Annotated in this window: 12 protein-coding genes; 9 read left to right on the forward strand and 3 right to left on the reverse strand. The window is 38.1% G+C overall.

Going from position 1 to position 13036, the window contains the following annotated elements; all coding sequences use genetic code 11:
- Window positions 1-181 precede the first annotated feature (181 nt).
- Window positions 182-1519, forward strand: a complete 1338-nt coding sequence (locus AC3B6D_RS05905) for an NCS2 family permease (protein ID WP_489758173.1) — start codon at window positions 182-184, stop codon at window positions 1517-1519.
- Window positions 1520-1811: 292 nt separating this feature from the next.
- Here the strand turns inward: AC3B6D_RS05905 and AC3B6D_RS05910 are convergent, their stop codons facing one another.
- Window positions 1812-2756 (reverse strand): 2-dehydropantoate 2-reductase, encoded by a 945-nt coding sequence (locus AC3B6D_RS05910; RefSeq protein WP_489758174.1) that lies wholly within the window; start codon window positions 2754-2756, stop codon window positions 1812-1814.
- Between the two features lie 605 nt (window positions 2757-3361).
- Complete coding sequence (locus AC3B6D_RS05915) at window positions 3362-3724, reverse strand: hypothetical protein (protein ID WP_489758175.1); 363 nt, start codon at window positions 3722-3724, stop codon at window positions 3362-3364.
- Window positions 3725-3798: 74 nt separating this feature from the next.
- On the opposite strand from AC3B6D_RS05915, the gene AC3B6D_RS05920 reads away from it, so the two are divergent.
- Window positions 3799-4977 (forward strand): MFS transporter, encoded by a 1179-nt coding sequence (locus tag AC3B6D_RS05920; RefSeq protein WP_489775156.1) that lies wholly within the window; start codon window positions 3799-3801, stop codon window positions 4975-4977.
- A gap of 157 nt (window positions 4978-5134) precedes the next feature.
- On the opposite strand, the gene tpx is transcribed toward AC3B6D_RS05920, so the two are convergent.
- Entirely contained in the window at window positions 5135-5629 is a 495-nt protein-coding gene (gene tpx, locus AC3B6D_RS05925; RefSeq protein ID WP_489775157.1) for a thiol peroxidase, read from the reverse strand.
- A 119-nt stretch (window positions 5630-5748) separates the two neighbouring features.
- On the opposite strand from tpx, the gene AC3B6D_RS05930 reads away from it, so the two are divergent.
- The 7 genes from AC3B6D_RS05930 to AC3B6D_RS05960 all read left to right on the forward strand — a co-directional run bounded on the left by AC3B6D_RS05930 (window position 5749) and on the right by AC3B6D_RS05960 (window position 13034).
- Window positions 5749-7236 (forward strand): glycosyltransferase, encoded by a 1488-nt coding sequence (locus tag AC3B6D_RS05930; protein WP_489769551.1) that lies wholly within the window; start codon window positions 5749-5751, stop codon window positions 7234-7236.
- A gap of 102 nt (window positions 7237-7338) precedes the next feature.
- A complete protein-coding gene (locus AC3B6D_RS05935; RefSeq protein ID WP_489769552.1) occupies window positions 7339-7833 on the forward strand; it encodes a hypothetical protein in 495 nt (164 codons plus the stop codon).
- A 104-nt stretch (window positions 7834-7937) separates the two neighbouring features.
- A complete protein-coding gene (locus tag AC3B6D_RS05940; RefSeq protein WP_489769553.1) occupies window positions 7938-8687 on the forward strand; it encodes a WxL domain-containing protein in 750 nt (249 codons plus the stop codon).
- Between the two features lie 188 nt (window positions 8688-8875).
- Window positions 8876-9913, forward strand: a complete 1038-nt coding sequence (locus AC3B6D_RS05945; RefSeq protein ID WP_489769554.1) for a DUF3324 domain-containing protein — start codon at window positions 8876-8878, stop codon at window positions 9911-9913.
- 93 nt (window positions 9914-10006) lie between these two features.
- Window positions 10007-11077: a WxL protein peptidoglycan domain-containing protein gene (locus AC3B6D_RS05950; RefSeq protein WP_489758182.1), complete on the forward strand. Its 1071-nt coding sequence runs from the start codon at window positions 10007-10009 to the stop codon at window positions 11075-11077.
- Window positions 11078-11106: 29 nt separating this feature from the next.
- Window positions 11107-12147: a DUF916 domain-containing protein gene (locus AC3B6D_RS05955; protein ID WP_489775158.1), complete on the forward strand. Its 1041-nt coding sequence runs from the start codon at window positions 11107-11109 to the stop codon at window positions 12145-12147.
- A gap of 35 nt (window positions 12148-12182) precedes the next feature.
- Window positions 12183-13034 carry a hypothetical protein gene (locus AC3B6D_RS05960; RefSeq protein WP_489758184.1) on the forward strand — a complete coding sequence of 284 codons (852 nt, stop codon included), beginning with the start codon at window positions 12183-12185 and terminating at the stop codon, window positions 13032-13034.
- Window positions 13035-13036 lie beyond the last annotated feature (2 nt).

A 13036-nucleotide genomic window follows, 5' to 3' on the forward strand; every position in this document is an offset into this window, starting at 1 on the left:
AAAGATAAAAAATCCCAAAATGACGGCAATGCAGCTCAATTAAGACCTGCTTTTTAGTAAAAGGCGAACATTATTATTGATAAAGTTTAAAATATATCGTAAAATACTAGATTTTTAGCATCTTAATCCGTATAATAAAAGACGTTGTTTCTGAAAAAAGAAACTATTGGGAGGAATTAAGATGAGCAAACAGCCGCAGGGACTGTTAGAAAAAGTTTTTGATTTGAAAGCCAACCGAACCAATCCGCGCCAAGAAATGATTGCGGGTACAACGACGTTTATGGCGATGTCTTATATTTTATTTGTTAATCCCAATGTTTTAGGCGATGCAGGGTTGAATCAGGGAGCGGTCTTTGTAGCCACGGCGTTGGCGGCCATTGTTGGTTGCTTAGCGACCGCCTTGATTGCTAATTATCCGGTGGCGATTGCACCTTCATTAGGGAGTAATGCTTTTTTTGCTTATACAGTGGTTTTGGGCATGAAAATTCCGTGGCCGACGGCTTTGGCTGGGATTTTTGTAGCTTCTATCTTATTCATGTTAGTCACAGTGTTTAAAATTCGAGAAAAAATCATCAATAATATTCCCGCTGATTTGAAATCGGCGATTGCGGCCGGGATTGGTTTATTTGTGGCCTTTGTCGGCTTACAAAATGGTGGCTTGGTCAAAGCTAGTTCGTCAACCTTGTTGACGATTACGGATTTTCATAATCCGACTGTTTGGTTAACCGTTTTTGGCTTAGTATTTACATTAATCTTGGTAGCTTTAAAAGTGCCAGCTAATTTTTTGTTGGGCATGGCGGCAACTTCGATTGTGGGCATTTTAACCGGTTTGATCAAGATGCCGACGGCAATTGTCGCCGGCGTGCCAAGTTTAAAACCCACCTTTGGTCAAGCAATTTTTCACGTGCAAAATGTTTTTACACCGCAAATGATCACCGTGATTTTAATTTTCTTCTTAGTGGCCTTCTTTGATACAACGGGAACTGTAGTGGGCTTAGCGGAGCAAGCCGGTTTTATTAAGCGCGGTGAAAAAGTACCGCCGCGTTTAAGCAAGACACTATTAAGCGATGCTTTGGCGATGACGAGTTCTTCCATTTTTGGTAGTTCACCAACTGCAGCTTACGTTGAATCGTCAACAGGGATTGCTGTTGGTGGCCGAACAGGGTTAACTTCTTTAACAGTAGCCTTTTGGTTTGCGTTAAGTTTATTCTTCTCCCCATTATTAGGAGTCGTGACTTCCCAGGTCACAGCCCCGATCATGATTATTGTGGGTTCATATATGGTCACTTCATTGGGTAGAATTGACTGGAGTAAATTAGAAAGTTCTTTCCCAGCATTTATGACAATTATTGGAATGCCATTTTTCTATGATATTGCTTACGGTTTTGCTTTTGGGGTCATGTCTTACGTTTTGATTATGGTCTTTGAAAAAAAGGGTAAACAAGTTCATCCAATTATGTATGGTGCTTTTTTCGTATTCCTGTTCTTATTAATTGCCATGAACCAAGCACATTATTGACCAAATAGATTAAATTAAAAAAAGCTATATCTTAATAGGTATACAATTAGGATAAACTTAAAGGACTAACTGACGATATTTAATCGGAGCTAGTCCTTTTTGCCTGCTAGCTTGTTACTTTGATTCAACAAAATAGATAAATATCTACGACTGAAATAATCGCAGATATAAAAATGACCGCCAAAGTTATTCGAACTTTGAGGGTCATATCATTAATATGGACATTTTTTATAGTATTCAACTGTTAAGTGTTTTTAATCTTGTAGCTTCATTTTTGGTTTTGTGGAAATTATTAATCTAATTTGGCACCAATTAATTGTTCTTTACTGTGAATTAATTGGGTTAATAAACGACATTCAGGAGTCGGAATGCCATATTTTTCACCCTTACGCCAGACGGCACCATTAATAAAATCAATTTCGGTTAAACGATGATGGTTGACTAAGTCTTGGTACATAGAGGGATAGTGATTAGCAATGTTGCCATAGAAAGTTTCATCAATATGGTGGAACACTTCATCTTCGTCAAGATCGGTACCTTCATGGCGGGCAACGGCAGCAAATTCAGCGATAATATCCTTCAAGTAAGTTGTAGCTTCTTTAGTTTTACCGAGTTCGCCCATGTTACATTCCAAAAGTGAACATAATGAATTTAAAGTTCCATTCACACAGGCTTTACGCCAAATTGAGTAACGAGCACTATTACTATAAACGGACTTAAGACCGGCATCATTGAAGACAGCAATTACTTTTTTCGCAAATGATTCGCCTTGAGGGCCTAAGTTTTGAATTTCAACGTTGCCATCACCAAATAACTGTGCATGTCCCGGTTTGTCATAACCAGCAGTAAACATCGTGACCCCAATTAATAACAAGTTTTGATCAACATACCGTTCAAGAATTTTTTCGTGACCCATTCCGTTCATCAAGCACAAAACGTAAGTTTTGGGGGTCAACAAAGATTTAATTTGGTCAAAATACTCTTCTAGTTGATAGGACTTAGTAAAGACAATAATTAAATCGGCAGGATCTTTGATTTGGTCGCTTTCATTAGGATAGTAAATCGGCAATTTAGCACTGACTTCAACGCCATCTAAATTGGCAGAAATCCCATTTTGGCGAATAGCTTCAACGTTCGGTTTCCAGCCGTCAATTAATGTCACATCATTACCCGCCTTTTGCAATGCGTAACCAAAACGGGTACCCATACCGCCGACACCAAGCATTGTGATTTTCATAAATGATGCTCCCTTCGTAATTTGTAATTACTATCTTAGCACCACGATTAATTATTTACCATCTATTTTTAATAAAAAATTAATTAAAGTGAATATCAGCCAGCAATTTAGCTGATTTGAAAAAGATCTATTATTAATTTTAATTTAATAAAAAAGTTTGATACAGTGATAATTATTTGCCATTTGGCCTATGAAATTTTATATGCTCTTGTTCACATGTTTAATATAATTACGTTCGCAAAACTAAAAGCTTACGTCTAACTACGATTAAGCTTTCAAGTTAAGGATCAAACTTAAAAGTTTAATCCAGGTTAGTCCTCAGCTTTTGCCCAGTTTTGCTCACAGCTTGGCGAAATTGCGTTCCCAGAAGCAGAAGTTTGTGTCTAACTACGGAAAAGTTCTCAAGTTTAAAAGTCAAAACTTAAGAACTTTACCTAGGTTATACTCAACTTCTTAACGCTTCTGCTCACAGGTTTAATATAATTGCGTTCGCAAAACTAAAAGCTTACATCTAACTACGATTAAGCTTTCAAGTTAAGGATCAAACTTAAAAGTTTAATCTAGGTTAGTCCTCAGCTTTTGCCCAGTTTTGCTCACAGCTTGATTTAATGATGACTAGTTCGGTAATGTGGCTGGCTCTGATGTTTGCCGGGTAAGTGTTGATACTTAGGGGTGGCAGTTTGGGTTAATTGGTAATTTTTGATCTTACCAGTGACAATTTTGCCCTGCAATTTTTGTTGTTGCCAGAATTGTAAAGTTTGAATTAAAGTTTGCGCTTGTTGCACTCTGGTTAAATTCTGTTCTTGCTGTTGAGCCACTGGAATGACTTGTTGCTGAAGATATTGAATTTGTTTTTGATTGTACTCTAAGAGTTCTTTGGTTAAAGGAGCATGTAAGTATTGGTTGGCCAGTTGCTGAATCATGCGCAAGGCATCTTTGGTATTTTGTGGTTGATAAGAATTTGACATAAACTTATCCTTTCTGCTAATAATGTCATTATATTATAATAGAATTAAATTAGTAGGAAGAAAAGGAGTTTAATATGCGCCAAGTTCGTTTGGTTCCATTGTTAGGGGTGGCCTTCTTTAATGAAACGGCCTATAGCATGATGTGGCCGTTAGCAACCATTTATATTAATACTATTTTGCATAAATCATTGACGGTGGCAGGCATTGCGTTGATGTTTTTTTCGGCTGCTAACGTGTTAGGTGCGATGGTTGCCGGCAAAATGTATGACCGGTTTAATCAATTTTACCTAACAGTGGGGGCCATGTTAGCCTGTTTAGCAATCTGCATTATTGGCATTTGGTTCACTGGTTGGCCCAATTATGCCTTGGTGTTGACGGCTTTTGGCGTGACAACGGGGTGGCTAACCACGGCAGTGAACGTCTACGGCACATTATTGCCCCATATCTCAACCACTAAAGCTTTTAACCTGATTTATTTAGTCTTAAATGTCGGCTTGGTCTTGGGCACAATGCTGATCAGTGAAATGTTTAAACGATCAGTTGCTCCGATTTTTATTTTGGCAGCAGTTTTATACTTATTGTCTTTAATCATTCAAATCGTTTGTTTTCCTAAGCAACGCTTGGAATACCAAGTTGCTGCAGCAAAGCACGCTAACAGAACTCCTAAAAAACATCCGCAAGCGCGTGTGCGCCAATTATTTGTGGTTAGCTTTTTAACATTAGTAGTCATGTGGACGATGTATTCGCAATGGGAATCGAACTTTTCCGTTTACTTAATTGATAGTGGTTTTGCCTTACGCGTTTATAGTTTATTATGGGCATTAAATGGAGTAATCATTATTATAGTGCAATGGCTATTGACGTGGCGACCACAAATTATCAAAAACTTGGATCACCGAATTGTGATTGGCTTATTCTTTTTGACAATTTCTTATTTTGTCACGATTGCTAGCAAACAAGTCGCCTTAATTTATTTAGGGATGATTTTGTTGACGATTGGCGAAGCCATCTATGTCCCAACGGTTCCAGTCATTATTGATCAATGGACGCAACCGGAAGATAAAGGGCGCAGTCAGGGCTGGGTTAGTGGCTTTTCTTCGCTGGGCCGCGCCATTGGTCCGGTCTTTGGGGGACTAGTGATTGATCATTCTTCTTTTAAGATGCTCTTTATTATTGCGGGAATCTCGATGATTGTGATTACTCTGTTAAATACGTGGAATATTCAACATTACCGAAAGAATAAGACTAACTAAAAAAGCAAGTTCTGAAGTCTGAATTAGGCTTAAGAAATTGCTTTTTAAGTGCCAAACTAGTGCTGATTAGGCATTAATTTTAAAAATTTCTTCATTATAATAGCTTACACTATGTTCGGATGAAAAAATCAGCACTAAATTGTGTATTGAACACTACTTATTCGTTTTGATCTAATTGAGCCAAAACTTGGTCATAATTAGGTTCATTGGTCATCTCGGGCACCACTTCTTGGTAGCTAATCGTTTGATCGGGTTCAACAATCCAGACGGACCGGGCTAATAAACCACTGTCGGCCATTAACAAATGAGTTTGTTGACCGAAATCCTGTTTGACGTCAGAAAGCAATTGCATTTTTTTAACGCCTTGAGCTGCACACCAACTAGCTTGTTGCTCAGCGGTGTTCGTTGAAATAGTGACAAAATTGATGTTAGGATATTGATCCATTGTTTGATTAAAATGTTTCGTCTGTAAACTGCAGACACTGGTATTAATATCGGGTACTACACTAATGAGCAAGGGTTTGTTCAATAATGATGTTAAAGTAACGGAGTTTTGATCTTGATCAAGAACCGTAAAGTTGGGCATCTGGCTGCCAACTTGGGGAATGTCAGTGAGCGTACAAAAGTCTTCACCATGACGAGTTATTTTCATTTTTCTTCACCTCTATCTTAGTATACTATGTTTGAAATCTTCCCGTAAAAGAAAAGGTTTTGTTTGCTATAATAAACTTCAGATCAAAGGGGGCATAGTAGCATGAATTTTTTTTAACGATGGATTTATCTAATATTTCGGCTGGCATTGAGCATTCTGAACTGAATCGCTTGCGCTTATTTCAACAACATCAAGTTCCAGCCAAGATTGTGACGACTTATTATCGCAATGATTGGGCCGCTGGTCCGGGCAAGTTTGGTTTAGACTTAGATGACGTTATTAATGTCTTTGACTACTTTGGGGAAAATCATGTGGATTTTTATCAAACGAATACTGTCCAAGATTATTGTCGCACGCATAATTATCAATTAGTGCAGGAGTTAGGCTCTGATGGTGCAGAACTGGGTTTTAAAATTCAAACACACGACGGTCGGCAAGGTCTGATTCGGGCTGATGAAAAATCGCAACAATTGACTTCGGTGGTCTTTGCTCCCTTGGGTAGTCAAGTTCCGAGTGTTGCGGAAGGCTATGATACCCGCGGCTTTTTGTCTAGCAAGTATTACTACGATCGCCATGGGCAGGTCACCAAGCAAGAAGTGCTTAATCAACAAGGCCAAGTTACTTGTACGCAAGTTTATAAGGCTGATCAAAAGAGTGTGGCTTTATATAAGCTAAAGTATCACGGCAAGAAGTATCGGTTTACGGATTTGCGTGATTTCCAGGCCTTTTTTTATGATTGTTTAAATCAAGACTATGGTTTGAATAATTTATTTATTGCCGACCGTGTGGAATGCGTCGAGAGTTTGCCACGAATGCAAACCGCAGCTCAAAAAGCATTTTATATTCATAATCAATTCTTAAATGGTTGGCAGGCTGATGTCATGACGGGGGGATTAAACTATAACTATGAGTATGGTTTAACCCATAATGAAGAGTTCGATTATATTATCTGTCCGTCCAATTGGGAGAAGCAAGAGATTAATCAACGCTTTCACATTGGAGAGAAAGTGGTGGCTATTCCGGGTAAACCCAGCCAAATTGATGTTCCTCAAGTTGAATTCTCCCAACGCGATCCGCACTTGATTATCATGGTGGCCCGAATTTCACCCGAAAAACAAGTTGATCAAGCCTTAAAAGTTTTACAGCGCGTGCGCCGTGAAGATCCGCTAGCGCGCTTAGAGGTTTATGGGGGCATTACTTATCAGCAAGAAGCAAAAAAAATTAATCAGACCGTATTGAATTTAAAATTACAAGATGCTGTGCAATTTAAGGGTGTCGTGGCCAATATGGCAGAAGTTTATGATCGAGCTCGCGTTTTAATTTTGACTTCTTTTGCGGAAGGCTTTCCTTTGACGTTATTAGAAGCAAGTAGTCATGGGGTACCCATGGTGAGCTATGATTGCCGTTACGGCCCTCGAGAAATTGTGCATGATAATGAAAATGGTTATTTAGTTCCACAAGACGCAGTATCCACTGCAGCCCACAAAGTGATTGCAATTTTGCAAAATGATCAATTAGCTCAAAAATTAAGTCAAGGTGCTTATCAAAGTGCACACCAATTTGAGCCGGAAGCAGTATGGCAATTGTGGCAACCATTAATAAGCTGAAAGTTGTTCAGTTATAATTAATTGTGTTTGAACTTCACAAAATTAAGTGCTATATTAACAGTGTGTCTAGAGCTTCTAGTCTTACGAAAGGAGTCGTGATTTTTGGAAAAGCAAACTCACAAAGTATCAAAACGACTCCCTTGGCGTAAGGTAACTGGTTTAATTGTTGCGGTAATTGCTACTGTGGCAATTGTTGTTGGCGCTTATTCGACAGCCATGTGGGCGGGAACCGATTACGATTATCAAGGTAATGAAGTTGCCCAGGCCCTACCAGTTACTCAAGGCGCTACTCGAGGGGGAGGTAGTTCTAACTCACAATCTAAGTCATCAACTGCTTCAGTAATTATTCCACAGTCTAACACGGGCGCTAATAGTCAACAGGCGAAAACTCCTAAGTTAGATCAGTTGAATTACCCACAAACTGGCGGTGCGGATCAAAACGGACCAGTGCAAGTTGTGGGTACGCCATCATATCCACAAACGGGAAATGATGTCAGCTATGGAGCAATTGCGTTAGGTGTTGGTTTACTGTTTGGGTTAGGATTATGTTATCGTAAGCAGTTCATAACATTTTTTGATAATTTTAAGCGAATTTAGTTATTCTTTGAAAATAAACTATTGCAAGATTAAAAAAAAGTGTTATTGTATTTATGTACTGAGAATACCATTCGGTATTTGAAATTTTTTGGGGGGATTTACTAATGAAAATGAATAAATTATTTGCTTCTGTAGCAACTGCTGTTGTTGCTTTAGGTGCAGTTGCACCTGTCGCTACTGTTAGTGCGGCTTCAAGTAAGTTGCCAGCTACTACAATGTCAACTGACAATCCAGCTAATAAGAACTCAAGAAGTGGTTCAGCACAAGGAACATCTACAGCTAGTGTTAACGTTATCGATGGGTTCTTAAGCTTAGATAAAGTTCCTGATTTAGCTTTTGGCTCTGCCGTTAGTGGTAGTACAGCATACCTTAAGGATAATAGTAGTTTAGCAAGTCAAACTAATAACAATAACTATGGTACTGATGGCAACAATGCCGGTTTATTGGAAATTACTGATTCTCGTCATTCAGATGGTGCTTCCGGTAATATGGGTATGGGTTATGTCGTTAAGGCTTCATTAGGTCAATTTGCTGGCGATGAGTTAGCTACGACTGATTCTGCTGCTAGCCAATTTACATTAAGCGCTAATACTATTCAAGCAACTGACAGTAAAATTTATACTGCTGATTTGACTGGTGCGAATGCTATAACATCTAATGGTGGCGCTGGTAAAACTGTTGTTAGTGTTAAGAGTGGTGTTCAACAACGTGGTTCTGACCAATTTGTATTTGGCTTAAATCATGGCATTAAAATGAGTATTCCAGAAGGTGTTAAAGCTGGCGCTTACACAGCTCCTATTACTTGGACTTTAACTTCTCAACCAGATCCATCAACGGGTGCTCCACAAGCTTAATTGATTGTTTTGTAAATAATTAAATAAGTTTTAACTTTAGAAGTATTGATAACTTTTGCTATCAATACTTCTTTTATGTTTCTGAAACTGAAATTAAGTTTAACTTTTATTGTTACATTGACTTTTAATTATAAAAGATTAAGATTATAAATGTAATTTCTATAATTAAATTATTTGGGGTGTAAAAAATGAATCATTTAAAGCAATGGTTAATTGCAATGCTATCTGTTTTAGCATTAGTAATTGTTTCGACAGTGCCTGCTCAAGCATCAGTGGGCAATTATGGTATTAAACCAAATTATGGTAAGAATCAATCAGCACAAAATGGTCAGGTTGATATTTTTGGCAATCCTGGCAGTCAACAAGATATTTCAATTGCAGTAGCTAATAAGGATACTAAGAGTCATCGTTATACCGTTACAGTTAATACTGCAGGAACTGGTACTGATGGCACTTATTCTTACAACAAAGACTATACAGATCCATCAATGAATATTAAATTGTCTAAGTATGTAAAACCACGAGTACAGACTATTACTGTTCCTGCAGGACAAGTTGTGGATGTACATTTTCAAGTTCATGTTCCTAAGCAAAAGTTTCCTGGATATTTGATGGGCGGTATTCTTGTTCGCCCAGCTAAAGGTGAAAAAGCCGTTAAAACAGTTGCTAAAAATGGTTCATTACTGACTAATAAATTTGCTCAAGGTGTTCCTTTACGTGTACGTCAAAAAGAAGATGCAGTTATGCATCCTAAATTTAGAGCTCTGAAAGTAACACCATATGCTTTAAGTGCCGGTAAAGGACAGCGTGGTGTTAATGCTGATATTCAAAATTATGTCAAGGGTTTTGATACGGGCATCAAAGCTAAAGCAACAGTTACCAAAAAGCCTAATGATCATAAGTTTAAGAAAACCTCTACTTTAACCGCTATGTCACCAGCTCCTAATTCTAATTTTAATTACGCTATTGACTGGGGAGATACACCTTTACAAGCAGGTAACTATCACCTACATGTTAAATTAGTTTCTAGTGATAAGACTAAATCATGGATTGTTGACAAAGACTTTACCATCACTTCTGCTGATGCTGGTAAATACAACAAGTTATCTGGTATTAAGCCAAACTACATGTGGCTATGGATCTTAATTGCTGTCTTAGTCATCTTGTTAGTCTTAGGTTTAGGTATTTACTTCGGTCGTCGGAACAATAACAAGAATAATAATTAAACTTAAAAGTGTTTAATAAAATTGTGTGGATACTTAACAGTATCCACATTTTTTTGTATAATTATGCTATCATTAATCCGTTATGGGGGATCTATGAAAAAATTTAGCCTATTTATCATTAGCGTCTGTACTTTGCTTTTGGCGCTCACACAAATACAATCTGTTAAAGCGGATGTCAATAATATTTCGGTTACACCAATTGTCGATAATTCGAACGTCACGGACCGTTTTCAAATTGTAGCTAAGCCTAATCGCGTGTACCAAGTTAAATTATCAATTACTAACTTTGGCGCAGTGAATACCAAGGTGCGGATTCGTCCTACCAATGCTTCCACGACGTCGCAAGGTGGGATTACTTACCAAAAAGTTGTTCATTCGGGCGATAGCGATTTGCGTTATGCTTTTAAAGATATGACGCAAGCTAAGATTATTAAATTAAAAGCTAACCAAACTAAAGAAGTAGCGTTCAACATTCAAATGCCACCCAAGGCCTTTAAAGGTTTGATGCTCGCCGGTTTTTATATTTATGATATTAATGATTCAGCTAGCCAAGGCTTGAAAGTTCCTGTGTGGCTCACGGAAGATAATCACCCAGTGGGTGGGGTTTTGGTATTGAATAATGTGACTCCTCAAGCAGTCGAACATAAGCCGTTTATCAATGTTAATCTATCCAATAATCAACCAGGATTGATGAAAGATGTCGTGGTGCATATGACCTTGAAACGCAAGGGACTGCTCGAATTGTTTGGCATGGGGTTCAAGCCCGTGAATGTGGATCAAGTTTATAAGAAGATTGCCCCTAATTCTAACGTTCCGATTGCGTTTGATCAGCAATCACTGCCAATTAAACCAGGCATTTATCAAGCCGTGGGAACTGCTAAGAGTGGTAAGACGCACTGGAAGTTTTCCGGAACGTACCACATCACTAAGAAACAAACTGATAAGGTTAATAATGATTGCAAAGGTTTAACGCCTGATAAGACAGTTTTGTATTTGATGATTGTGTTAGGTCTCATCATCTTAATCATGTTTGTGGTTGGTGGTTTATGGAGCCAATCTAACAAACAAAAGAAAGCACAACAACAGCGTCAAAACCAGCAGCAACAGAATCAATCACAACCCAATAATCAAAATAATAATTTTAATCAATATCCGAGACAGTAAGCTTTAGATTTAAATGGGGGAATTTATTCATGAAGCAACGACGGATTTCAATGATAGTGATCCTGACGTTACTATTGGGGTTTTGGACGCTTTCCACCAATTCAGTGGCAGCAGCCAAAAAATTACCGACGCAGGAACGTTCATTTACTGTAAAGGCGATTTTACCCAAGAATCAAACGACGGATCAGGAGACGTTTTTTGATTTACAAACTAAGCCACAACAAAAGCAACACTTACGCTTATTAGTGTCGAACATCGGCAAGAAGCCTTTGAATATTAAGGTTCAGATCAATGATGCTTATACTTCCGGCAATGGGATTATTAGTTATGATCGCCCAAAAGTGAAGTTATATAAGCCACAAAATCCTGCTTTATCTAGCTTAATTAGTAGTAAACGCACTTATCACGTGCATGTTAAACCGCAGTATTCCAAGATTGTGACCTTTACCTATCAAGCACCTAAGACGGAGTTTCAAGGAATTATCTTGGGGGCGATTGTCGCAACTGCGGGAGTCAGTTCCTCAAAGAAAAGTGAGTTTGCTATTCAAAACCAAGTTCAATATGTCACAGGTGTGGTGTTGCGTTCCAAAAAAGATACTGTTAAGCCAGCAATTACCATGGATAAGCACGTAATTGCCACAACTCGCGCACAACAGACGGGGTTAGGCTTTACTTTGTATAATGCTGCGCCGATTAATGTTAGTCAGCTGAAGATGACTAGTTCAGTCAAACGCAAGGGTCATAGCAAAGTCATCACGAAAAAATTGCATAATTTGCAGATGGCACCAAGCTCGACGTGGAATGTGTTATTACCACAAAGTAAGATTCATCCTGGTTCTTATACATTGACTTTGCATTTGCAAGCTAAGAATCATTATCAAAAAACTTTTGTACGGCACTTTACAGTTACTAAAGCCAACGTCAATGCAATTAAGAAAGCTACACAGCCAAAGCACTATAATCGCTTGTTGCCGTGGATCTTTATTGGATTAGTATTAATAATTGTCTTAGGATTATTATATTTACTGTGGATTTATTTAAAAGGTCAAAACAAAAATGGACGTTCTTAGTTCAAGTTGCTATAATGACTTCGAGGGGTGAGATCTTGAAAAACATGGGGAAAATGATCATCTCAACTGTTTGTCTCTTAATTTTTGGTTGGGGAGTTAATGAACAATCTTTAATGGTACAAGCTGATAGTGATGTGACGCGGAGTGATACTGATCCAACTTTACAAGCGGGTGATGTTTCCACGCGCGACGGTGATAATAGTACTGATGGTACGACGGGCAGTACAAATGTAACGGTCACTTTTATCAACGGCAGTATTTACATTGTCCAGATGCCCAACTTTGATTTTGGTACGGGGCATGATTACCGGGATACGAGTTTTAATTTGAACAGTCCTAGTAGCAATAAAAAAATTGATCGTTCTTTAATCGTTAACTCACCAGATAGTGCAGTTGGCTTTTATGTGTCAGTTGCTAATTACGGTAGTACATTGATTGATTCTAGTTCAAAAGCAGATGTAACTAGTTCTGCTGGCTTGTCAAATACTAAACTCGGTAGTTTAGATTTGGATAGTGGTGTTAATGATAATCCAGTTTCAACACAAACTGGTTTGCCAGGAACTGATAGGGCTCCTGTAACAGCAGGTTATACTTATGGAAATAATAGTACTAAAAATCCATTCGGTGAAATTCCTCTTACCAGTGACCCATCTAAGTCAGTGACTCCTATCACAGTTTTAAATGCTGATAGTGGCTTTCAAGGCTATATTCGTTTATCATTTGTTGCTCCAACTAGTGCTACTTTGAATTTAAATAGTACTGTTTTAGGGAATGTACAAACTTATATTCATGATAATAAAATAGATAATGCTACATTCATTTTTCCATTGCATTGGACGGCTAATTTGAATAATGTAACTAAAACAATTGCCAATGAACAAATGTAAGT

The organism is Bombilactobacillus sp. ESL1097 (assembly GCF_058107205.1).